This is a genomic window from Burkholderia sp. AU27893 (genome assembly GCF_002223205.1).
Lineage (GTDB): Bacteria > Pseudomonadota > Gammaproteobacteria > Burkholderiales > Burkholderiaceae > Burkholderia.
Genome location: NZ_NKFD01000004.1, coordinates 737,713 through 759,119, shown reverse-complemented (window position 1 = coordinate 759,119; position 21,407 = coordinate 737,713). Strand labels below are relative to the sequence as shown.

Annotated in this window: 19 protein-coding genes; 11 read left to right on the top strand and 8 right to left on the bottom strand. The window is 67.9% G+C overall.

The window, feature by feature from the left end; all coding sequences use genetic code 11:
• Window positions 1–182 precede the first annotated feature (182 nt).
• The 4 genes from CFB47_RS23335 to CFB47_RS23320 are packed head-to-tail and all read left to right on the top strand — an operon-like array spanning window position 183 to window position 4,556.
• Window positions 183–1,772: an NAD(P)/FAD-dependent oxidoreductase gene (locus tag CFB47_RS23335; protein ID WP_089462418.1), complete on the top strand. Its 1,590-nt coding sequence runs from the start codon at window positions 183–185 to the stop codon at window positions 1,770–1,772.
• 21 nt (window positions 1,773–1,793) lie between these two features.
• Window positions 1,794–2,726, top strand: coding sequence for an SDR family oxidoreductase (locus CFB47_RS23330; RefSeq protein ID WP_089462417.1), 933 nt, complete (start codon window positions 1,794–1,796; stop codon window positions 2,724–2,726).
• Window positions 2,723–3,628, top strand: coding sequence for a metal-dependent hydrolase (locus CFB47_RS23325; protein ID WP_039344147.1), 906 nt, complete (start codon window positions 2,723–2,725; stop codon window positions 3,626–3,628). The genes CFB47_RS23330 and CFB47_RS23325 overlap by 4 nt, the downstream gene beginning before the upstream one ends.
• A gap of 4 nt (window positions 3,629–3,632) precedes the next feature.
• Window positions 3,633–4,556 carry an alpha/beta fold hydrolase gene (locus CFB47_RS23320; RefSeq protein ID WP_089462416.1) on the top strand — a complete coding sequence of 308 codons (924 nt, stop codon included), beginning with the start codon at window positions 3,633–3,635 and terminating at the stop codon, window positions 4,554–4,556.
• Here CFB47_RS23320 and CFB47_RS23315 read toward each other — a convergent pair.
• Window positions 4,505–5,071 carry a putative glycolipid-binding domain-containing protein gene (locus CFB47_RS23315; protein ID WP_089458479.1) on the bottom strand — a complete coding sequence of 189 codons (567 nt, stop codon included), beginning with the start codon at window positions 5,069–5,071 and terminating at the stop codon, window positions 4,505–4,507. The genes CFB47_RS23320 and CFB47_RS23315 overlap by 52 nt on opposite strands.
• A 255-nt stretch (window positions 5,072–5,326) precedes the next feature.
• Between CFB47_RS23315 and CFB47_RS23310 the strand changes: the two genes are divergently transcribed.
• The 4 genes from CFB47_RS23310 (at window position 5,327) to CFB47_RS23295 (ending at window position 12,246) form a co-directional block, all read left to right on the top strand.
• On the top strand, window positions 5,327–6,220 hold the full coding sequence (locus tag CFB47_RS23310; protein WP_089462415.1) for an urea transporter: 894 nt from the start codon (window positions 5,327–5,329) through the stop codon (window positions 6,218–6,220).
• Window positions 6,195–6,971 carry a class II aldolase/adducin family protein gene (locus tag CFB47_RS23305; RefSeq protein WP_089462414.1) on the top strand — a complete coding sequence of 259 codons (777 nt, stop codon included), beginning with the start codon at window positions 6,195–6,197 and terminating at the stop codon, window positions 6,969–6,971. The genes CFB47_RS23310 and CFB47_RS23305 overlap by 26 nt, the downstream gene beginning before the upstream one ends.
• A gap of 52 nt (window positions 6,972–7,023) precedes the next feature.
• A complete protein-coding gene (locus tag CFB47_RS23300) occupies window positions 7,024–7,212 on the top strand; it encodes a 4-oxalocrotonate tautomerase (protein ID WP_039344138.1) in 189 nt (62 codons plus the stop codon).
• A gap of 192 nt (window positions 7,213–7,404) precedes the next feature.
• Complete coding sequence (locus CFB47_RS23295) at window positions 7,405–12,246, top strand: NAD-glutamate dehydrogenase (protein ID WP_089462413.1); 4,842 nt, start codon at window positions 7,405–7,407, stop codon at window positions 12,244–12,246.
• A 49-nt stretch (window positions 12,247–12,295) separates the two neighbouring features.
• Here CFB47_RS23295 and CFB47_RS23290 read toward each other — a convergent pair whose 3' ends face one another.
• The 6 genes from CFB47_RS23290 to CFB47_RS23265 form a co-directional block, all read right to left on the bottom strand.
• A complete protein-coding gene (locus CFB47_RS23290; protein WP_089462412.1) occupies window positions 12,296–13,156 on the bottom strand; it encodes a class I SAM-dependent methyltransferase in 861 nt (286 codons plus the stop codon).
• 7 nt (window positions 13,157–13,163) lie between these two features.
• A complete protein-coding gene (locus CFB47_RS23285) occupies window positions 13,164–13,514 on the bottom strand; it encodes a glyoxalase/bleomycin resistance/extradiol dioxygenase family protein (protein WP_089458485.1) in 351 nt (116 codons plus the stop codon).
• A 1-nt stretch (window position 13,515) separates the two neighbouring features.
• On the bottom strand, window positions 13,516–13,692 hold the full coding sequence (locus CFB47_RS23280; protein ID WP_089458486.1) for a ribbon-helix-helix domain-containing protein: 177 nt from the start codon (window positions 13,690–13,692) through the stop codon (window positions 13,516–13,518).
• Window positions 13,693–13,782: 90 nt separating this feature from the next.
• Entirely contained in the window at window positions 13,783–14,613 is an 831-nt protein-coding gene (locus tag CFB47_RS23275; protein ID WP_089462411.1) for an arylamine N-acetyltransferase, read from the bottom strand.
• Between the two features lie 130 nt (window positions 14,614–14,743).
• On the bottom strand, window positions 14,744–15,430 hold the full coding sequence (locus CFB47_RS23270; RefSeq protein WP_089442160.1) for a hypothetical protein: 687 nt from the start codon (window positions 15,428–15,430) through the stop codon (window positions 14,744–14,746).
• A gap of 287 nt (window positions 15,431–15,717) precedes the next feature.
• On the bottom strand, window positions 15,718–17,202 hold the full coding sequence (locus CFB47_RS23265) for an amidase (RefSeq protein ID WP_089462410.1): 1,485 nt from the start codon (window positions 17,200–17,202) through the stop codon (window positions 15,718–15,720).
• Window positions 17,203–17,569: 367 nt separating this feature from the next.
• Here CFB47_RS23265 and CFB47_RS23260 point away from each other — a divergent pair, with 367 nt between their 5' ends.
• Entirely contained in the window at window positions 17,570–18,004 is a 435-nt protein-coding gene (locus CFB47_RS23260) for a universal stress protein (protein WP_089442158.1), read from the top strand.
• A 638-nt stretch (window positions 18,005–18,642) separates the two neighbouring features.
• Window positions 18,643–18,891 carry a hypothetical protein gene (locus CFB47_RS23255; RefSeq protein ID WP_039344123.1) on the top strand — a complete coding sequence of 83 codons (249 nt, stop codon included), beginning with the start codon at window positions 18,643–18,645 and terminating at the stop codon, window positions 18,889–18,891.
• 68 nt (window positions 18,892–18,959) lie between these two features.
• Here CFB47_RS23255 and CFB47_RS23250 read toward each other — a convergent pair whose 3' ends face one another.
• Window positions 18,960–20,342 carry a lysozyme inhibitor LprI family protein gene (locus tag CFB47_RS23250; RefSeq protein ID WP_089462409.1) on the bottom strand — a complete coding sequence of 461 codons (1,383 nt, stop codon included), beginning with the start codon at window positions 20,340–20,342 and terminating at the stop codon, window positions 18,960–18,962.
• Window positions 20,343–20,566: 224 nt separating this feature from the next.
• Between CFB47_RS23250 and CFB47_RS23245 the strand changes: the two genes are divergently transcribed.
• Window positions 20,567–21,040, top strand: a complete 474-nt coding sequence (locus tag CFB47_RS23245) for a nuclear transport factor 2 family protein (RefSeq protein ID WP_089462408.1) — start codon at window positions 20,567–20,569, stop codon at window positions 21,038–21,040.
• Window positions 21,041–21,407 lie beyond the last annotated feature (367 nt).

Below are 21,407 nucleotides of genomic sequence, written 5' to 3'. Positions count from 1 at the left end.
GGCCCTTTCCGCGTATCCCGCATTGCGGAAACCGGCCCGTTCCAAACTCCGCTCAGCCTTTTCCCGTCTGGCTTCCGGCCCTTAGAGCGCCGCTTCTAGCCTCTTGCGGTTTCCGGGTTCACCCACTATCGTTACATCAAACAATGTAACATTCGAAAATGAGCCAAATCGGAGACACCCGGATGAATGCTCGCACGTTGCCTTTCGGTCCGCCCGGCCACGACGGCCTGGACGAAACCATCGACATCGCCATCATCGGCACCGGCTTCGCCGGCCTCGGGATGGCGATCCGCCTGCGTCAGACAGGCGTGACCGACTTCGTCGTCCTCGAGAAGGCCGCGTCGGTCGGCGGCACGTGGCGCGACAATCATTACCCCGGGTGTGCCTGCGACGTCCAATCGCACGTCTATTCGTTCTCGTTCGCGCCGAACCCGCGCTGGACGCGCATGTTCGCGCCGCAGCCGGAAATCCGCGCCTATCTGGAAGACTGCGTGCAGCGCTTCGGCGTCGGCCCGCACCTGCGCCTGAACCACGAACTGCAGCGCGCCGAGTACGACGAGGCCGCGCAACGCTGGCGCCTCACGTTCGCGAACGGCAAGCGGCTGTCCGCACGCGTGCTGGTGTCGGGGATGGGCGGCCTGTCGCGCGCCGCGCTGCCGTCGATTCCCGGCGTCGAGACCTTCAAGGGCCGCGCGTTCCACTCGCAGCAGTGGGATCACGACTATCCGCTCGAAGGCAAGCGCGTCGCGGTGATCGGCACCGGTGCGAGCGCGATCCAGTTCGTGCCGCAGATCGCGCCGCGCGTGAAGGCGCTCGCGCTGTTCCAGCGCACGCCGCCGTGGATCATGCCGAAGCCCGATCGCAACCTGACCGGGTTCGAGAAGTGGCTGTTCCGCACGCTGCCGTTCACGCAGAAGGCCGTGCGCAGCGGCATCTACTGGATGCTCGAATCGCGCGTGCTCGGCTTCGCGATCCATCCGTCGCTGATGAAGAACGTGCAGAAGCTCGCGCTGCGCCACATCCGCAAGCAGATTCCCGATCCGGAGCTGCGCAAGACCGTCACGCCGAACTACACGCTCGGCTGCAAGCGCGTGCTGATCTCGAACGACTACTACCCGGCGCTGTCGCGCAAGAACGTCGACGTGATCACGACCGGCATCGACCACATCGAAGCCGACGCGGTCGTGACGACCGACGGCAAGCGTCATGAAGTCGACTGCCTGATCTACGGCACCGGCTTCCAGGTGGCCGATCCGTATCCGCGCGGCGCGATCATCGGCCGCGGCGGGCTCGACATCGTCGACGCCTGGCGCGACGGCGCGCACGCGTATCTCGGCTCGACGCTGCCCGGCTACCCGAACTTCTTCATGATCGTCGGCCCGAACACGGGCCTCGGCCACAACTCGATGGTGTTCATGATCGAGTCGCAGATCGAATACATCCTCGGTGCACTGCAGGCGATGCGTCGCGAACGGGCGGACGCGATCGAGGTGCGCCCGCTCGTCGAGGCGCAGTTCAACAGCGACCTGCAAGGCAAGCTCAAGAAGGCGATCTGGTCGACGGGCGGCTGCAAGAGCTGGTACCTCGATCCGCGCACCGGCAAGAACACGACGCTGTGGCCGGGTTTCACGTGGCGTTTCCGCCAGGCGACCGCGCACTTCTCGATCGCCGACTACCACGCGTATCGCGCGCCGCAACACGACACGACCGCGCGGCCCGCCGCCGCGCCCGCCGCTTCCGCTTCGACTTCCCCGTCCGCCGAAGCGGCTTGAGCCAGACAAGGAGCCACCGACATGAGAGATTTCGCCAACAAGGTCGCTGCGATCACGGGCGCCGGCTCCGGCATGGGCCGCGCGCTCGCGATCCAGCTCGCGCAGGCCGGCTGCCACGTATCGCTCGCCGACAAGAACGGCGTGGGCCTCGCCGAAACCGAACGGATCGTCCGCGCGATCGCGCCGAACGTGCGCGTGTCGACGCGCGTGCTGGACGTCGGCGAGCGCGACGCGATGTTCGCGTGGGCCGACGACACCGCGAAGGAACACGGCAAGGTCAACCTGATCTTCAACAACGCGGGCGTCGCGCTGTCGAGCACGATCGAAGGAATGGAATACAGCGATCTCGAGTGGATCGTGAACATCAACTTCTGGGGCGTCGTGCACGGCACGAAGGCGTTCCTGCCGCACCTGAAAGCATCGGGCGACGGCCACGTGATCAACACGTCGAGCATCTTCGGGATCTTCGCGCAGCCGGGCATGAGCGGCTACAACGCGACCAAGTTCGCGGTGCGCGGCTTCACCGAATCGCTGCGCCAGGAACTCGAAATGATGAAGTGCGGCGTGTCGGCGACCTGCGTGCATCCGGGCGGCATCCGCACGAACATCGCGCAATCGAGCCGCGTCGCGAAGAACATGGTCGGCTTCATCGTCGAGAGCGAACAGCAAGGCAAGGACAGCTTCGAGAAGTTCTTCATCACGACCGCCGACGAGGCCGCGCGCACGATCCTCGCCGGCGTGCGCAAGAACAAGCGCCGCGTCCTGATCGGCCGCGACGCGAAGGGCGCGGACTGGATGGCGCGCATCCTGCCCGCCGCGTACCAGGCGCTCGTCGTGCTGGCGACGCGCCGCGAGGCCGCGAAGGCCCGGCGCGCCGCGCGCGGCACGCCGGCGGCCGCGCCGCTGCACGCCACCTACAACAATGCAGGCAACCAGGGAGGAGAACAATCATGACCACCCCGAACATGATGCCCGTGCGGCGCGACATCCGTTTCGCGCTGCCCCCCGAACGCGCACGCGACTGGCACGTGCAGGGCGTACCGGTCACGCACTTCATGAACGCGCTGTCGCTGCTGTTCCCGGCCGGCGAACGCTTCTTCATGGATTCGGTGCGCAACTATCGCGACCAGATCGAGGATCCGGAACTGAAGAAGCAGGTGCTCGGCTTCATCGGCCAGGAAGCGATGCACACGCGCGAGCACATCGAATACAACGACCTGCTGCAGGCGTCGGGCCTGCCCGCGCACAAGCTCGACAAGCGCCTGTGGACGATCCTCGGCTGGTTCAAGAAAGTGCTGCCGCATTCGATGCAGCTCGCGATCACGATCGCGCTCGAGCACTACACGGCGATCCTCGCGAACCAGCTGCTGTCGGGCCACGAGCACCGCATCGACGGCTCGGTCGAAGGCTACCAGCAGATGTGGATGTGGCACGCGATGGAGGAAACCGAGCACAAGGCGGTGTCCTACGACGTGTGGCGCACCGTGATGAAGCCGGGCCTCGGCAGCTACCTGCTGCGCACCGGCACGATGCTGACGACCACCGTGTTCTTCTGGGCCATCGTGTTCGACTTCCACGTGCGCCTGATGCGCGCGCACCGTCGCGAACACGGCAAGTTCGGCGGCATGTGGCGCCTCGTGAAGTACCTGTACAGCCCGAAACACGGCGTGTTCCCGAGCATCGCACGCGAATGGCTCGACTACTTCCGCCCGGGCTTCCACCCGTGGGACCACGACAACCATCAGTACCTGCAGGAGCTCGACACGCTGCTCGAGAACATCGACGCGACCAACGCGCGCTACGCCGCGCAAGCCGCCCCGCGCCGCGTGCCGCTGCACTCGGTGGCGCAGGCATGACGCCATGGCGCGCGCCCACGAGATGCTGACCGTCCAGTCCGGCGACGTGAAACTCGCCGTCTACGTGAGCGGGTCGCGTCGCGCCCCGCCGCTGATCCTCGTACACGGCTACCCGGATTCGGCGGCCGTGTGGGCGCCGATCCGCGCGCGGCTCGCGAAGCGCTACCGCGTGATCGCGTACGACGTGCGCGGCGCCGGGGCGTCCGATGCGCCGCGCCGCCGCGCCGACTACACGCTCGAGCGGCTCGCCGCCGACCTGAGGGCGGTGGCCGACGCAACCTGCGGCGACCGGCCGTTCCATCTCGTGGGCCACGACTGGGGGTCGATCCAGTGCTGGGAGGCCGTGACCGACCCCGCGTTCCGCGGCCGGATCGCGTCGTACACGTCGATCTCGGGCCCGTGCCTCGATCACGTGTTCCGCGCGAAGATGCGGCTCAAGCAGAGCCTGAAGTCGTGGTACATCGCGTTCTTCCACCTGCCGCTCGTGCCGTCGCTGGTATGGCGGCTCGGCGGCGCCGCGCTGTGGCCGCGCTGGCTGCAGCTCACCGAGCGCGTGCGGGCGGAGCGCGATCCCGTGCAACTGAAGAACGCGCTGAACGGGCTGCAGCTGTACCGCGCGAACTTCATCGCACGGGCCCGCAAGCCGCGCGAGCGATACGCGCAGGCGCCCGTGCAGATCCTGGTGCCGGTGCGCGACCGCTACGTGACGCCCGAGATGTCGGTCGACCTCGACCGCTGGCTCGGCGACCACGTGCGCGAGGAAATCGACGGCACGCACTGGATCGTGCTGCGCCACCCCGACCTGATCGCGTCGCGGATCGACCGCTTCGCGTCCGCGCAGGAGCGGCCGGCGCTCGCCCCGGTCGCGGCCCGGGTTCAGCGCGCCGCGGGCGCCAGCGCCGGCAGGCGTCTGAACAGCGTCTCGTAATCGACGACGAGCCCGTCGTCGTCGATCTCCATCTCGGCCGTGAAGTCGCGGAAAATCCCTTCGTAGCGATAGCGCCGGCCCGGCTCGAGACACGCATAGGCCTGCTTGACCGGCGTGACCTTCAGGTCCGGCGTCGAGATGTACGCGACGTCGATCGGCCGCCGCTCGCCGCGCGCGAGGCCCAGGCGGCCGATCGGCAGCGAATTCGTGAACGGTGTCGCCGCGATGTCGATGTCGATGCAACCATCGAGTTCCGGCAGTGCGCGGCCCGAGCCGTCGCGCCAGTGGCCCGCGCCGTCGCCGCGCAATTCGAGCGTGCCGCCGCCCATTACCTTGAGCACCGCATAGGTCACGCGCCAGTGCGCATCGCACTCGACGCGATACGCGAGCCCGTACGCCCGGCCGTACCGCTGGCCGACCACCGCGCTTTCGACGACGATCCCGCCGCCGCTCCGGTCGAACGTCAGATGTTCGACTCCGTCGCCTTCGAGCGACGCCCAACGCACTTCGCGCATCTTTCCGTCTCCCGGTAATCCCGATGCGAGGCATCGTCGCACGAATCGCTCGGCGAAAGTGCCGGCCAGCGCACGGATTCGAGTTCCGAACGGGCCACCCGCCGAAAGCGCCCGCGGCGCGGCGTTCGGGCACGAATCGACCGCCGGATTCACCGTTTCGGGGCATCGACCACAAATGCTGACTATCCAGAATTCCCTATTCCGGTGCATCGGATTGTGTCCTATGCTCGCGGCTCGTCCTGTTCCGCCGCCATCATGCCTACCGCCCGCCCCGTTTCGCCGTCGATCGACCTGCATATCCTGCTGCGCGGCATCGGGCAGATCGTGCTGCAGGCGAATGCGCTCACCGGCGCGCTGCTGCTCGCCGCACTGGCGCTGACCGACCTGCGGCTCGCGAGCGCGGCGCTGGTCGGCTCGGCCGCCGCCAGCATGACGGCGGTGCTGACGGGCGCCGAGCGCCGCGACGTCGAACAGGGGCTGCACGGCTTCAACGGCGCGCTCGCCGCGCTGATCGCCGTGCTGTTCGCGCCCCATCAACTTGCCGCCATCGTGCTGGTGCCGCTGGCCTCGATCGGCGCGGCGCTCGTGCAGCGCGCGATGCGCGTGCCGCTCGCACGCTGGCGGCAGTGCCCGTATTCGAGCCCGTGCCTCGCCGTCACCGCGCTGTGGTTTCCGTTTGTCGCATTGCAGCAGGCAGGCGGCGCGACGGCCGGCCCGGCGCTGACGTTTTCATCCGCGGCCGATGCGCTGCTCTCGGGCGTCGCGCAGGCCACTTTCGCGCAAGGCGCATGGGCCGGCGCGCTGATCGTCGTCGGCCTCGCCGCGGCATCGCGCCGTGCGGCCGCATTCGCGCTCGGCGGCGCGCTGGTATCGACCGTGCTGCTGGTCGCGCTCGGCGCGAGCGGCGCATCGTTCGCCGACGGCCTGCTAGGCTTCAACGGCGCGCTCGCCGCACTCGCGCTGATGCCGCGCGGCCCGCGCGCGGCGCTCGCGGCCGCCGCACTCGCCGCGCTGATCCAGTGGCTCGCGACGCACGCCGGCATTCCCGCGTTCACGGCCCCGTTCGCGCTCGCGTCGTGGGTCATGGTGATCGTCGCGCGCCGCTTCACCTTCGGAGAACCCGATGTCGTCATTCGCACACCGTCCTGATGCCGTGCAACCCGGCGGCCCGATCTCGGACGCCGAACGCCGGATACGCGTCGACCTCGCCGCCGCGTACCGGTTCGTCGCGCTGAACGGCTGGGACGACCTGATCTACACGCACCTGTCCGCGACCGTGCCCGGCGAGCCCGGCCACTTCCTGATCAACCCGTTCGGCCTCACGTTCGACGAAGTCCGCGCGTCGAATCTCGTGAAGATCGACCTGGCCGGCAACCGGATCGGCGACAGCGAGCATGCGGTCAACGTGACGGGCTTCGCGCTGCACGCGGCCGTGCATGCCGCCCGCGCCGACGCGGTATGCGTGATGCATCTGCACAATACGGCCGGCATCGCCGTGTCGATCCAGCGCGACGGGCTGCTGCCCGCTTCGCAGCACGCGCTGCGGTTTCACGGCGACCTCGCGTACCACGACTACGAGGCGCTCGCGTTCTCGCCGGCCGAAGGCGTGCGGCTGACCGCGAGCCTCGGCGCGAAATCCGCGATGCTGCTGCGCAACCACGGCACGCTGACGGTCGGCCGCACCGTGGCCGAAGCCTATGTGCTGATGGATACGCTGATCAAGGCGTGCGATATCCAGGTGCGCGCGCAGGCCGGCGGCGGGCCGCTCGTGCTGCCCGACCCGGCCGTCGCCGACCGAACCGCCGAACAGCTGCGCGACGGCGGCGCGATCGAGGGCGAACTGGAGTGGCCGGCGCTGCTGCGACGGCTCGACCGGATCGATCCGACGTATCGCGACTGACGCCGCCGGCGCCCAACGCCTCACTCATCCCAACCAATCGGAGCACTCCGTCATGCCGACTTTCAATATCCAGCTCTTCGAAGGCCGCACCGTCGACCAGAAGCGCGCATTCGTCGAAGCCATCACGCGCGTCACGTGCGAGACGCTCGGCTGCGAACCGGGCTCGGTCGACATCATCCTGACCGACGTGAAGAAAGAGAACTGGGCGACGGCCGGCAAGCTGTGGAGCGACGAGCGCTGAGCATCTACAGCGGCGGCGCTGCGGCGCTGCCCGCCCTGCCCTGACTCACACGCTGCAGCGCCCGCCAAAGGCGCTGCACGCGGCCTCCTCCAGCCGCCGCTCGTTGTGCGCCCGCACATCGCTTTGTCACGCAATCGGCGCATAATGCCGGACAGACGCAGCAGCCGATGGCCACCCGACGAGGAGACCGCCATGGAAGCGAAGAACGAGGAAGTCGTCGCACACCTGCTCTCGGACGTCGTCGAATTCGCGCGCGGGCGCCTGCCAGAAGCCACCTTCCGGATCGTCGAACCGTTCCTGCGTCATTACTACGATTTCGTCGATGCCGACGATCTGCAAAGCCGCAGCATCGCCGATCTCTACGGCGCCGCGATGGCGCACTGGCAGACCGCCCAGAAATTCGTGCCCGGCAGCGAGCGGCTGCGCGTGTACAACCCGATCCTCGAACAGCACGGCTGGCATTCCGATCACACGGTCATCGAGATCGTCAACGACGACATGCCGTTCCTCGTCGATTCGGTGACGATGGCCGTCAACCGTCTCGGGCTCGCGCTGCATTCGGCGCTGCACCCGGTATTCCGCATCTGGCGCGGCCGCGACGGCGGCATCGAGCGCGTCGACGCGGGCGGCGCGACACCCGGCGACGGCCAGTCGCAGCTCGCGTCGTTCATCCATTTCGAAGTCGACCGCTGCGGCGATGCCGCGCTGCTCAACACGTTGCGCAACGACATCGCGCACGTGCTCGGCGACGTGCGCGCGTCGGTGGAAGACTGGCCGAAGATCGTCGACATCGCCCGCGCGACGATCAAGGAAATGAAGGCGCGCGAATCGACCGCGGAAGACATCGAGGCGCGCGCCTTCCTCGAATGGATGGCCGCCGATCATTTCACGTTCCTCGGCCAGCGCGACTACGCGCTGGTATCGGACGGCACGGGCTTCGGGCTGCGCGGCATCGAAGGCACCGGCTTCGGCATCCTGCGCGAATCGCTGCGCACGTCGGACGCGCCCGACGTCACGCCGCTGCCGCCCGCCGCGGCCGACATCATCACCGGCGCGTGGCCGATCTTCCTGACCAAGGCGAATTCGCGCGCAACCGTGCACCGGCCCGGCTATCTCGACTATATCGGTGTGAAACTCGTCGGCCCCGACGGCAAGGTCGCGGGCGAGCGCCGCTTCATCGGGCTCTATACGTCGACGGCCTATTTCGGCTCGTATGCGGATATCCCGATCGTGCGCCGCAAGTGCGCGAACATCGTGCGACGCGCGGGCTTCCTGCCGAAGGGGCACCTCGGCAAGTCGCTCGTGACGGTGCTCGAAACCTATCCGCGCGACGAGTTGTTCCAGGCCGACGAAGACCAGCTCTACGACATCGCACTCGGCATCCTGCGGCTGCAGGAACACCAGCGCACGCGCCTGTTCGTGCGTCGCGACCGCTTCGACCGCTTCGTGTCGTGCCTCGTGTTCGTGCCGCGCGACAAGTACAACACCGACCTGCGACGGCGCATCGCGAAGCTGCTCATCGACGCGTACAACGGCGTGAACGTCGAGTTCACGCCGCTGCTGTCGGAATCGGCGATCGCGCGGATTCATTTCGTCGTGCACGCGGAACCGGGCACGATGCCCGACGTCGACACGCGCGAGCTCGAAACGCGGCTCGTGCAGGTCACGCGCCGCTGGCAGGACGACCTCGCCGACGCACTGCTCGATGCGTTCGGCGAAGAGCAAGGCAACCGCCTGCTGCAGCGCTATGCCGATTCGTTCCCGGCCGGCTATCGCGACGACTACCCGGCGCGCACGGCCGTGCGCGACATCGAGCTGATCGAGCGCGTGAAGGATTCGGGGCAGCTCGCGATGAACCTGTACCGGCCGATCGAAGCCGAGGCGCGCGCGTTCCGCTTCAAGGTCTATCGCGCGGGCGACCCGATCGCGCTGTCGCGCAGCCTGCCGATGCTCGAGCATCTCGGCGTGCGCGTCGACGAGGAACGGCCGTACCGGATCCAGACGCAGGACGCCGCGCATGCGTGGGTACACGACTTCGGCCTCGAACTCGCCGACGACACCGAATTCGACATCGAGCGCGTGAAGGGCCTGTTCGAGGATGCGTTCGACCAGATCTGGAGCGGCCGGATCGAGAACGACGACTTCAACCGCCTCGTGCTGCGCGCCCATCTGAGCGCACGCGAAGTGACGATCCTGCGCGCGTATGCGAAGTACCTGCGGCAAGTCGGCTCGACCTTCAGCGACGCGTATATCGAGCGCGCGCTGACCGGCAACCCGGCGATCGCGCGGCAGCTCGTCGAGCTGTTCCTGCTGCGGTTCGACCCGGCCACCGGCGACACGCGCGACGTGCAGGCCGAGCGGCTACTGAAGGCGATCGAAGGCGCGCTCGACCAGGTGCCGAACCTCGACGAGGACCGCATCCTGCGCCAGTTCCTCGGCGTGATCAACGCGACCGAGCGCACGAACTACTTCCTCGCCGATGCGAACGGCGAACCGAAGCCGTACCTGTCGTTCAAGTTCAATCCGGCGAAAGTGCCGGGCCTGCCCGAACCGAAGCCGATGTTCGAGATCTGGGTGTACTCGCCGCGTGTCGAGGGCGTGCACCTGCGCGGCGGGCGCGTCGCGCGCGGCGGCCTGCGCTGGTCGGATCGCCGCGAGGATTTCCGCACCGAAGTGCTCGGGCTGATGAAGGCGCAGATGGTGAAGAACGTCGTGATCGTGCCGGTCGGCTCGAAAGGCGGCTTCGTCGTGAAGAACCCGCCGCCGCCGAGCGATCGCGAAGCGTGGATGCGCGAAGGCATCGCGTGCTACCAGACCTTCCTGCGCGGCCTGCTCGACCTGACCGACAACCTCGTGAGCAACGCGATCGTGCCGCCGCCCGACGTCGTGCGTCACGATCCGGATGACCCGTACCTGGTCGTCGCCGCCGACAAGGGCACGGCCACCTTCTCCGACTACGCGAACGCGATCTCGCACGAATACGGCTTCTGGCTCGACGACGCATTCGCGTCCGGCGGCTCGGTCGGCTACGACCACAAGAAGATGGCGATCACCGCGCGCGGCGCGTGGGAATCGGTGAAGCGGCACTTCCGCGAGATGGGCATCGATACGCAGACGACCGACTTCACGGTGGTCGGCGTCGGCGACATGTCGGGCGACGTGTTCGGCAACGGGATGCTGCTGTCGCCGCATATCCGGCTGGTCGCCGCGTTCGATCACCGGCACGTGTTCCTCGACCCGAACCCCGATCCCGCGACGAGCTTCGCCGAGCGCGCGCGCCTGTTCGCGCTCGAACGCTCGAGCTGGGCCGACTACGATCCGGCCGCGATTTCGGCGGGCGGCGGCGTCTACCCGCGCACCGCGAAGACGATCCCGCTGTCGCCGGCCGTGCAGGCCGCGCTCGGCATCGACGCGCACGCGCTGCCGCCGGCCGAGCTGATCCGCGCGATCCTTCAGGCGCCGGTCGACCTGCTGTACAACGGCGGGATCGGCACCTACGTGAAGGCCGCGCGCGAAACCCACCTGCAGGTGGGCGACCGCGCGAACGACGCGGTGCGCGTGAACGGCGCGGACCTGCGCTGCAAGGTGGTCGGCGAAGGCGGCAACCTCGGCTGCACGCAGTTCGGCCGGATCGAGTTCGCGCAACGCGGCGGCCGCATCAACACCGATGCGATCGACAACTCGGCCGGCGTCGATTGTTCGGATCACGAAGTCAACATCAAGATCCTGCTCGGGCTCGTCGTGTCCGACGGCGAGATGACCGAGAAGCAGCGCAATGCGCTGCTCGCGGAGATGACCGACGAAGTCGGGTTGCTCGTGCTGCGCGACAACTACTACCAGACGCAGGCGCTGTCTATCGCCGGCCGCTACGCGGTCGAGCTGCTCGATGCCGAGGCGCGCCTGATGCGCTGGCTCGAACGCGCGGGCCGCCTGAACCGCGTGATCGAATTCCTGCCGACCGACGACGAAGTCGCCGAACGGCAGGCCGCGAAGCTCGGCCTCACGTCGCCGGAACGCGCGGTGCTGCTCGCGTACAGCAAGATGTGGCTGTACGACGCGCTGCTCGAATCCGACGTGCCCGAGGATCCGCTGGTGGCCGCGATGCTCGTCGACTACTTCCCGAAGCCGCTGCAGCAGCGCTTCAGCGAACCGATGCGCCGCCATCCGCTGCGCCGCGAGATCCTCGCGACGCACCTGACCAACGCGCTCGTGAACCGCGTCGGCTGCGCGTTCGTGCACCGGCTGATGGAGGAGACCGACGCGAAGCCCGGCGACATCGTGCGCGCCTGCATCATGGCGCGCGACGTGTTCGACCTCGATGCGGTGTGGCGCGACATCGACGCGCTCGACAACCGCGTCGCCGACGACGTGCAGGCGCGCATGTTCGTCGACGTCGCCAGGTTGCTGGAGCGCGCGGCGCTGTGGTTCCTGCGGCACCTGCAATCCGGCGCGGTGGCCGATGGTGGTGTGACCGAGCTGATCGCGCGCTGCCGCGACGCGGCGGAGCGGCTCGCGCCGCAACTGCCGTCGCTGCTGCCGGCCGACGATCTCGAAGCATTGTCCGAACGGCAGCGCGTGCTGGTCGAAGCCGGTGTCGACAGCGCGCTTGCGGTACGCGTCGCGAGCGGCGACATCTCGGCCGCGCTGCTCGACATCGCCGAAGTGGCGGCGACCAGCCACCGCAGCCTCGAACTCGTCGCGGGCGTCTATTTCTCGCTCGGCACGCTGCTCAATTACAGCTGGATCGGCGAGCGCGCGGCGACGCTGCCGACGCCGACGCACTGGGACATGCTGGCGCGCGCGGCCGCGCTCGCGGAAGTCGCGCGTCTCAAGCGCACGCTGGCGACGAGCGCACTCGCGGAATCGCCGGATTCGACCACGCCCGAGACGATCGTCGGCGCATGGCGGGCGCGCCGCGAGGCCGCGCTCGTGCGCTACGAGCACCTGCTCGCGGACCTGCGCGCATCGGGCGGCGCGAGCCTCGCGGTGCTGCTGGTGGTCGTGCGGGAAATGGCCGTGCTCGAACGCGCGTGAGGGTCGCTGGGGTCCCGGTGATCGCTATGGTCGCTATGGTCGCGACAGCTCAGACCGTCGCGACCAGCAGCTCTTCCGCGTTGTTCGGCGGCCGCAGGCCGTCGGTGCGATCGGCGAAGTAACGGCGCGTCAGTTCGGCGGCCGATACGTGCGCGGCTTGCGCGAAACCGGCTTCCCGCGCGAGCGCCTGGATCTGCGCCGGCATGAAGAAGCTGATGAACGGCGTGCCGCTGGCGCGCGCGCCCTTCGCGGCCATTTCCAGCCCGGGGCGCACATCCGGATCCGCCTGCTCCAGCGGCAGCAGGAACGTCATCGCGAGCGTCGAGCCCGGCGCGAGCGACGCGACTTCGCGCAACGCGGCCGCATTCGCTTCGTGCGTCAGGTACATGCTGACGCCGGTCGACACCACGACCGCCGGCTTGCCGGCATCGAAGCCCGCGCCGACCAGCGCGGCACGCCACGACTGCTTCGCCTCGAAATCGACCGGCACGAAACGCAGCCAGTCGGGCACGCCGAAACCGAGCTCGACCAGGCGGCGCTGCTTCCAAGCCTGCGGCGCGGGCGGATCGACTTCGAAGACGGTCACGCGCGACGCCATGTCGGGCCGGCGCTGCACGAAGCTGTCGAGACCCGCGCCGAGGATCACGTACTGGCTCAGCCCGCGCGCGGCCTGTTCGACGACGAGATCCTCGATGAAGCGCGCCCGCGCGACGATCGACGCACGGAACGGCCGCGTGAACTGCGGATCCATGTCGCCGCGCTGCTGCCAGCCGGGTTCCGGTGCGAGCAATTGCAGCCCGACTTCATCGGCGAGCACGTGCGGCGGCGCGTCGAGTTCGACGTGCAGGGCGCGCCACAGCGCGACGCGCGCGGCCGTGCTGTCGGGGGCGCTTTCTCGGGGTTCGGTCATGATCGCCTCACGCGCCCTGCTTGCCCGGCGCCTGCAGGCGCCATACGCGGCCGTCCGGGTCGCGCACGGTCATGTCGCGCGTGCCCCAGTGGGTATCTTCGAACGGCGTGACGACGTCGACGATCGGCTGCGGCTGAACCGCCTGCTCATCCGCCACCTTGAGCACCACCTGCATGGCCGGCGTCTCGCCCGGCGGCACTTCGGCGATGAACAGAAAGGGGCCGTCGCCGCTGCGCAGCTGGCCCGAGTGGTGATCGGTTTCGAACTCCAGCTTGAAGCCCAGCGCCTGGAAGAACTTCGCCGACTTGCCCCAGTTGTGCGTCGTCAGGTACACGGCTTCGATTCGCTCGGATGACATGTCACTCCTCCTTGGTGGACGGCTCCGCACCCGGCGGCGGCGCGGCCAGGTACGCGCGCAATGCGTCGGCCACCAGCGCGGACAGCGACTGCTCCGTTTCGATGGCGCGATGCTTGACCTGCCGGATCAGGCTGAGCGGCAGGTACACGTTGAACTGCTTCACTTCTTCATCGGTCATGGTTACTAGTATGCTAGCAATCTAGCAGAAGTCAACCGTAAGAGCGGCCCGTGGATGCGGGCCGCCGTTGGCTATCGATCGTGATCCGGGTTATGCGGCGGCGGGCGCCGCCAGTCGCGCAAACAGCGCGTCGAGATCGAATCCCGTCGTGTCGATGCCGATCGTGTCGCGCAGGCACGCGCCCCAGGCGGCCGCATCGTCGAACGTGACGGTGCGCCCGACGCCCGCCGCGTCCCGGATCGTCAGCGTGGTGTTGCGCAGCGCCGCACGGCCTTCCGGCAGCACGCGGCAGGCGATCAGGTTATGCAGAAAGATCGATTCGGGATACGTCGACGTGAACCAGTTCGCGGCGTCGTAATCGATCCATTCGACCCGCTTCGGCTGGAAGCGATAGGTGGTCTGCCAGCCGTCGGGCGTCTCGATCTGCATGTCGAACTCACCGTCGACCGGCGCGGCGACGACACGAAACGCGCCATGCGGCGTCAGTTGCCGCTCGTCCGGCACGAAACGCAGCGGCGCGGTGAGCGTCGCGCTGCCGAAGCCGATGTCCGCGAGCCAGGCCGCGCCGTCGAGATCGATGCGCAGCAGCATGTGCGTATGCGCGGTGGCGACTTCCGGCGGCAGCATCCAGCGCACGCGCGCGATCATCGGCGTCACGCGAAAGCCGATCGCCGTGAGCGCGGTATAGAACAGCTTGTTGAGTTCGAAGCAGTAGCCGCCGCGGCGATGCGTGAGCACCTTGTCGACGATCGACGGCAGGTCGAGCGCGACGGGCGCACCGGTCAGCGGATTGAGGTTTTCGAACGGAATCGCCTGCGGGTGCAGCAGATGCAGCTGGCGCAGCACGTCGAGCGTCGGCTCGACCGGGCCGTCGTAGCCGATGCGGGAGAAATAGCGCGAGAGGTCAAACGAGTCTGTCATGAACCTGCACCGAAAAAAGGGACGCGCCACGATAGCATCGTGCGCCATCCCCATGTTGGGCGGGGCCATCTTCGTGTCACTCGTGTCGCGCGCGATGCCGGCACCGCATCGCGCACGGCTCCGCGCAACGTTACGGCAGCAGCTTCAGCGCGGACGAGGCGACCGACGGCACCGAAATGCCCTGGCGCGTCGCGAACTGCACCGCCTGGCTGAGCGTCGTCGCGAGCGACTGCAACTGGCCCGGCGCGTTTTGCGCGATATACGACGCAGCCTGCATGTTCTGCGGATTCAGGCCCGACTGCAACAGCGACGCCGCGCTCGTCGAACCGAGATTGCCGAGCCCCGACTGCAGTTGCGAATACTGCGTGAGCCCCTGCCCGAGCGACGCGAGGCCGTTGCTGAATGCCTGCTTGTCGATCGGGCCGTGCGTCGCACCGCCGCTCGCGAAGGCCTGGCCGAGCGCCTGCGATACCGATTGCTGCGCGCCGCCCATCTGCGACAGCGCGGCCGGCGTCAGCGTATCGCCGCCAGCGAGCTGGCTCGCGGCCTGCTGCGCCTGCCCGGCCGCGCCGGTCAGCCCCATCGCCGACGCGAGCGACGACTGGCCGGTCAGCACCTGCTGGTTCGCACCGACATAGGCCTGCAGCAACTGCGCGACGCCGCCCTGCGCGGGCGCCGCCTGCTGCTGCCCGCCGCCGAGCAGCGATGCGCCGAGCGACTGCAGGTCGAGCTGCGCGTGCGCGGCGCCGCTTGCCAGGATGCCGAACGCAATGCCTGCCGAGGCCAGGTGACGGCCCGTCGCGCGAATCTGCTTCATGTGTTGTCCTCGTGCCCGAATGGTTGAGCCCGATATTGTCGAAGCGCGCCGCGCGTGGCCGCAACGACTGAAACACATCGAAACGAAATCACGCCGCGCGGCCACTTGCAATTGCGCGCGTCACGTCCGTGCTCGACGGGATTCGTCCGCGATTGCGTGCGATTTCGGGCGGGGGCCGGAATTCGTTCGCGAGCCGCATGAATGGCAGTGGCGGCGGAGGTTGGCAAAGTGAGGCGGCCGGTGGTCGGCCACCCGCTATCGGCTATCGGCTTTCGGCCGGCGCCGCGTTACGCAGCCATCCACGCCGGCAACCGCCCGCCGACCCGGTCAGCCGCCTGCTCGTAGCCGCGCGCAAGCTGCAACACGGCGAGATCGGCGCGCGGACGCCCGATCAGCTGCATCCCCATCGGCAGCCCCGCGTCGTTGAAGCCGACCGGCACGCTGATCACCGGGCAGCCGGCCAGCGTCCACGGCACGACCGTTTCCATCCAGCGGTGGTACGTATCCATCGCACGGCCCGCGATCTCCTTCGGCCAGCGCTGGTCGACGTCGAACGGGAACACCTGCGCGGTCGGCGCCGCGATGAAGTCGTAGCGGTCGAAGAAGCTCAGCACGGCCTGATACCACGCGGTGCGCTCGACGCTCGCGTCGAACACCGCTGCGCCCTGCATCGCGAGCAGCCCTTCGACCTCGTAGATCGCCTCGGGCTTCAGCAGCGCGCGCCGCGCCGGGTCGCGATAGTGCGCAAGCAGCCCGCCGCCGGACAGCAGGTGCCGGTGCGTGAGCCACAGGCGCCAGATCCGCTCGGGCGCGAACGCCGGCAGCGCGGCATCGACGTCGCAGCCGATCTCGCGCAGCGTCGCCAGCCCCTGTTCGCACAGCGTGAGCACGCCCGCCTCGGTCGCGAGATAACCGTTCCAGTCGCCGACCCACGCGATGCGCTTGCCGCGCAGGTCGGCATCGAGCGGCTGCGCGAACACGGCCGGATCGTCCGCGAGCGACAGCGGATCGTTGCGGTCGTAGCCGGCCTGGATCGCGAGCAGTTGCGCGACGTCGCCGACGGTACGGCCCATCGGGCCTTCGATGCCGAGCTGCTGCACGAACACGTCGACGCCCGGCCAGCGCGGCACGCGGCCCTGCGACGGGCGGAAGCCGTAGATGTTGCAGAACGCCGCCGGGTTGCGCAGCGAGCCGCCGAAATCGCTGCCGTCCGCCACCGGCAGCATCCGCGACGCAAGCGCCGCCGCCGTGCCGCCGCTGCTGCCGCCCGCGCTCTTCGTCAGGTCGTACGGGTTGCGCGTCGCGCCGTAGACCTCGTTGAACGTATGCGAGCCGAGCCCGAATTCGGGCGTATTGGTCTTGCCGATGAAGATCGCGCCGGCCGCGCGCATCCGCGCCACGCCCACGGAATCCGCCTGCGGCACGTTCTCGCGGAAGATCGGCGAGCCGTAGGTCGTCCGCAGCCCCTTCGTCATCGCGAGATCCTTCGGCGCCTGCGGCATCCCGTGCATCCAGCCGTGGTACTCGCCGCGCGCCAGCGCGGCATCCTTTTCCGCGGCTTCGGCGAGCAGTATGTCGCGATCGCGCAGCGCGACGATCGCGTTGACCGCGCCGTTCACGCGCTCGACGTGATCGAGGTACGCGCGCATCGTCTCGACGCACGACACGGCCTTGCCGCGGATCGCCGACGCGAGCTCGCCCGCCGACAGGCGCACGATCGGGTCGACGGGGATGGAAGCGGGAGCGAGAAGCTGCGGGGCGCCGTGCGGCATGCGGAGTCTCCTGGAATCGGAATGGAATGACGGGCCGCATGGCGGCAGTCGCGCCCGAACCGGCCGGGAGCGGCCGGGAGCGGCCGATGCACTACTCTACGCGACGACCGATCAGCGACCTCCGATATTTTCCGCCGCGATTCATTGCGGTTCCGACTGAATCGGAGCGGCCGGCGCCCATTTCGCACGCGCCGCCCCGGCCGATGAAATCGTTTATGCGCATAAACTTAAATTTCTTATATTTCTATTAGGCGCGGCACGAGGCAGCGCGCGTTAACGACATTTTTACGCGATCGTCCGCTCTCTTTAGATTGTTCGGCCCGGCGGCGCGCTACGCTGGAATCATCTCGTTTCCTGGACAACATTCATGCTCAAGCTGCTGGTTCCGGTCGGCCACTCTCCCCGCTCGCTTCAGGCGGTTCGTCACGCGACCTTCCTGTACCGCGAACGGTGTGCGTCGGAAATCGTGCTGATCAACGTCCAGGCGCCGCTCGAATCGACGCGGCTCGAGGCCTACCATCCGCTGTCGCGGCTGCGTTCGATCGAGGAGAAGTTCGCGTCCGACGATCTGGCCATGGCCGAGCGGATCCTGCAGGAAGCCGGCGTCAAGTACAGCGTCGTGATGAAAGTGGGCCCGGTGGCCGATACGATCGCGTCCGTGGCGGCAGAGACAGGCTGCGACGAGATCGTGGTCGTCGCGCCGCGGCACGACCCGTTGCATGCGCTGCTGTCGGTGTTCCGTCGCAGCGTGATGAGCCGGCTGGTGCGGATTTCGAATGTGCCGGTCACGGCCGTGCAATGACGGCGATGACGCGCGACGATGTGCGACGCTGCGGCAGCGGCCCGTTCGTCGACGGGCCGCGGGTTTGCGACGCGCGGTGCGACACGTGTGCGCGTTGCCGCTCACCCGTGTTGCATCGGCGTTCCCGCAGCGCTTAGTCGATGACCTTGCGCACGAACACGAAATAGGCGGCGGCCGAAGACGCCACGAGCAGGATGGCCCACATCGGGGCGAGGCTGATCAGGACGGAAGAGACGTTAAGCATTTGGATTCCTCACTAATTCGATAGCGATGTTCAACTCGCACCTGCTTGCCGGAACCGATGCATGCCTCCGCGATCGCGTTCCGTCAAATCATGGATTCATGCTATCGCTTTGAACCGCTGCGCGACCGCCCCCTCCCGCCCGTAACCTGACATTCGTCAAACTCCCGTGAATCGCGCGCCTGTCGCGCAAAAAACTGCCGTACCCATGTGTCGCCGTCCGTCCGGCTGCGCCTGCCACGCGCGTTGACGTTGCGCTCTTCTCCCGCAGGCCAGCCTCGGAAAACAGGACAGGATCACCCGGCACGCCCTCATTTCAGCAGACGTTTACCGGGGGAACCCCCAAGTGCTTCGTCGAACGGGTCCGCGTTACGCTTGAGCCACGAGGAGACGAACCATGAGACGAGCCGTACATATCGCTGTTTTCGCGCTGCTGGCGTATCTCATTGGTGATCGCGCGATCCTGCATGCGCAGGGCCGCGACACCAGCCCGCTCGCGTGCGAGCAAGGTGCCGCGCAGGTGAAGGTCGACGCGCTCGGCCGCGGCTTCGGCGAAGCAGCCGCCAGCAGCCAGAGCGAAGCCTTCATGTCGGGCTGTCTGGTGACGGGCCGCGGCAACCAGGACGTCGCACTGGCGAACCGCTAAAGGGTGCCCGTTGACGCTCCGGTCGCGCTCCGGTCACGACGGCTGAACCGGAGCCGCGCACGCCTGTCTCAATTCCCGCTGTTGACGGTCATTTTCTCGATCGAAGTCGCAACGGATGTCACGGTCCGGATGCCGCTCACGCTGAACGTCTGCTCGCGGCCCGACTCGTCGCCGGGAAGACGCATCGACAACTGCGCGACCAGGCCATCCTTCCGGTAATCGCCGAACCAGTCGATCAACCGGCCGATATAGCACTTGTCGCCGACCTGAACCCCCATGTCACCGACAATCTCGTACGCATAGTGGCCGGGCCCGTAGTTCGCGTATTCGCTGCGATCGTCGCCCTGCACCGAAGGCGGGATCGGGCACAGCGGCGTGTCGGAGCCCGCATCGCGCGCGGTGTTGTCGTTCACGTCGTGCAGCGCTTTTTCGAGCGCCGCATGCAGCTTGCCGTCGAGCACCGTCGAACCACGCTGGCCTTCATTGTGTTGCTCGATCGGTACCGACAGGCGGTAACGGTAATGCACCGTCAGTTTCGGCACCTCGCCGACGACGGTAAACGGCCGCAGCAGGTAAAACTCGTCCATGCCGTAGTGACTGTCGCGATACAACGCATAGACGCGCCCGCGCAAGCGAATCCATTCACCGGCCTGATTCGCGCCGCGGCCATTCGTCGTGTACAAGCTGCGGCCGAGTGCCTCGTTCGAGTCGCCCGATACCTCGAACTTGCCGCCCTTGCGGCGCAACACATCGACCGACGACCACAAGCCGGTTCCGTTCGCCGCCGATTCGACGACCAGATCGCGCTGCCCGTCGCCGTCGAGATCGATCAACGTGTACGACGCCCCCGTCGCGGTGTCGTCCGCACCGCTCGGCGACGCCTTCAACGCCCGCCACTCGTCGGCCGTCACGCCACCCGGCCGCGCTGTCGGCCAAACCGGGCCCTGCCCTTCGCCGGCGTCGCTCGAAAAGCGCGTCACGCCGTTCGTGATCCGCAACCGGTCGATCACTTTCTCGACCGGCGAACTGGAATCCGTGCGGCGCGCCTGGTCGACGAGCGTGCGCAAGTCGTCGAGCGCCGCCTTGTCTTCGGCGTCCGGGCGATAGGCGAGCACTGTGGCGAGCTGCGATTGCAGGTCGCCGATCCGCGTCAGGTAGCGCTGTTCGAGGCAACCGTGATCGGCGCCGCATTGATCGCGGGCCTTCAGCCAGCCGAGCTGCGCGGTGCGCAACGCGGCACGCTGCCCCTGCGGCAATGCATCGGACAGTCTCCGGTAGAAGGCCGACAGCCGGCCGTCGTCCAGATGCAGGTCGTTCGATGCGCAGATGGCTTTTTCCGTCGGGCTGGATGCCTGTACGCAGCCGAGCCCTGCCGCGAAAGCCTGGGGCGAGTGAGCAAGCAGCACGAGCAGGAACGCGCGCCGCAGCGGGATTTCAAGGCGGAATGTCATGAGTGGGTTCCTGGCAGTCGATGCGCGCGCTCGGGTCGAGGCGCGATCGGCCTTCAGCGCCGGATTGTCCGTCAATTGCCCGGCCGGCGGAACAGCCGCAAGGACCGACGCGCGCACCCGCTGCCATGGGCGACAGCCGGTTTGATTTCCGCTACAGTGGCGTGCCCGGCATCCGGCCGCCGCGTCGAGACCCCGCTTCATCGCCAACGACAACACGCCCACAGATGAGCCACCCGCACACCGAATTGATCCAGCGCTTCTATACGGCGTTCCAGCAGCGCGACATCGACGCGATGCTCGCCTGCTATGCCGATGACGTCGTGTTCAGCGATCCCGCATTCGGCGAGTTGCGCGGCGACCTCGCACGCGACATGTGGCGCATGCTGGTGGCGCGTGCACAGGATTTTTCATTGACGTTCGGCGAAGTCGCCGCGGATCAACAAACCGGGCGCGCCGAGTGGATCGCCCAGTACCGCTTCACCGCGACCGGCCGGATGGTGGTCAACCGGATCGATGCACGATTCCGGTTCCGCGACGGACGCATCGTCGAGCATCGCGACAGCTTCGACCTGTGGCGCTGGGCGCGTCAGGCGCTGGGGCTGAAAGGCGCCCTGCTCGGCTGGACGCCTTTCGTGCAACGCGCGATCCGCACGCAGGCGCGCAAGAACCTCGACGCGTATCGCGCCAAGCGGAAATAGCGCACACCGTCATGGCTTCATCGGCCTGTGCTCGATCGACTGGATTCAGGGGCTCGCGGTGTTCACGCTATTCCATGACAGGCGAGCGGCACGCAACGATGCCCGCGCCGTCTTTTGAAATCAAATTGAAAGTCGCGTGAACTAGCGCGCAGGCACGCGGACGCGGCCTGTGTGTAACGGTTCTTGCATGCTTGCGCAGAGCCATGCTCCGCCGGCATCCAGGCTCCCGCGGCTTCGTTACCGGTAGCGCACCGCGCCGCCCGCCGCACCTCCCGCACCGCCCCTCCCGCAGCCCTGGCCAGAACCACCCGGAACACCTTGCTCGCATCCGCCCCCCCAGCCGAGCCTCCGGAACACGCCCCCCAAA

Bases quoted from the DNA above. Each gene is read 5' to 3' on its own strand.
- CFB47_RS23335 (WP_089462418.1), top strand. From the start codon at position 183: ATGAATGCTCGCACGTTGCCTTTCGGTCCGCCCGGCCACGACGGCCTG.
- CFB47_RS23330 (WP_089462417.1), top strand. From the start codon at position 1,794: ATGAGAGATTTCGCCAACAAGGTCGCTGCGATCACGGGCGCCGGCTCC.
- CFB47_RS23325 (WP_039344147.1), top strand. From the start codon at position 2,723: ATGACCACCCCGAACATGATGCCCGTGCGGCGCGACATCCGTTTCGCG.
- CFB47_RS23320 (WP_089462416.1), top strand. From the start codon at position 3,633: ATGGCGCGCGCCCACGAGATGCTGACCGTCCAGTCCGGCGACGTGAAA.
- CFB47_RS23315 (WP_089458479.1), bottom strand. From the start codon at position 5,071: ATGCGCGAAGTGCGTTGGGCGTCGCTCGAAGGCGACGGAGTCGAACAT.
- CFB47_RS23310 (WP_089462415.1), top strand. From the start codon at position 5,327: ATGCCTACCGCCCGCCCCGTTTCGCCGTCGATCGACCTGCATATCCTG.
- CFB47_RS23305 (WP_089462414.1), top strand. From the start codon at position 6,195: ATGTCGTCATTCGCACACCGTCCTGATGCCGTGCAACCCGGCGGCCCG.
- CFB47_RS23300 (WP_039344138.1), top strand. From the start codon at position 7,024: ATGCCGACTTTCAATATCCAGCTCTTCGAAGGCCGCACCGTCGACCAG.
- CFB47_RS23295 (WP_089462413.1), top strand. From the start codon at position 7,405: ATGGAAGCGAAGAACGAGGAAGTCGTCGCACACCTGCTCTCGGACGTC.
- CFB47_RS23290 (WP_089462412.1), bottom strand. From the start codon at position 13,156: ATGACCGAACCCCGAGAAAGCGCCCCCGACAGCACGGCCGCGCGCGTC.
- CFB47_RS23285 (WP_089458485.1), bottom strand. From the start codon at position 13,514: ATGTCATCCGAGCGAATCGAAGCCGTGTACCTGACGACGCACAACTGG.
- CFB47_RS23280 (WP_089458486.1), bottom strand. From the start codon at position 13,692: ATGACCGATGAAGAAGTGAAGCAGTTCAACGTGTACCTGCCGCTCAGC.
- CFB47_RS23275 (WP_089462411.1), bottom strand. From the start codon at position 14,613: ATGACAGACTCGTTTGACCTCTCGCGCTATTTCTCCCGCATCGGCTAC.
- CFB47_RS23270 (WP_089442160.1), bottom strand. From the start codon at position 15,430: ATGAAGCAGATTCGCGCGACGGGCCGTCACCTGGCCTCGGCAGGCATT.
- CFB47_RS23265 (WP_089462410.1), bottom strand. From the start codon at position 17,202: ATGCCGCACGGCGCCCCGCAGCTTCTCGCTCCCGCTTCCATCCCCGTC.
- CFB47_RS23260 (WP_089442158.1), top strand. From the start codon at position 17,570: ATGCTCAAGCTGCTGGTTCCGGTCGGCCACTCTCCCCGCTCGCTTCAG.
- CFB47_RS23255 (WP_039344123.1), top strand. From the start codon at position 18,643: ATGAGACGAGCCGTACATATCGCTGTTTTCGCGCTGCTGGCGTATCTC.
- CFB47_RS23250 (WP_089462409.1), bottom strand. From the start codon at position 20,342: ATGACATTCCGCCTTGAAATCCCGCTGCGGCGCGCGTTCCTGCTCGTG.
- CFB47_RS23245 (WP_089462408.1), top strand. From the start codon at position 20,567: ATGAGCCACCCGCACACCGAATTGATCCAGCGCTTCTATACGGCGTTC.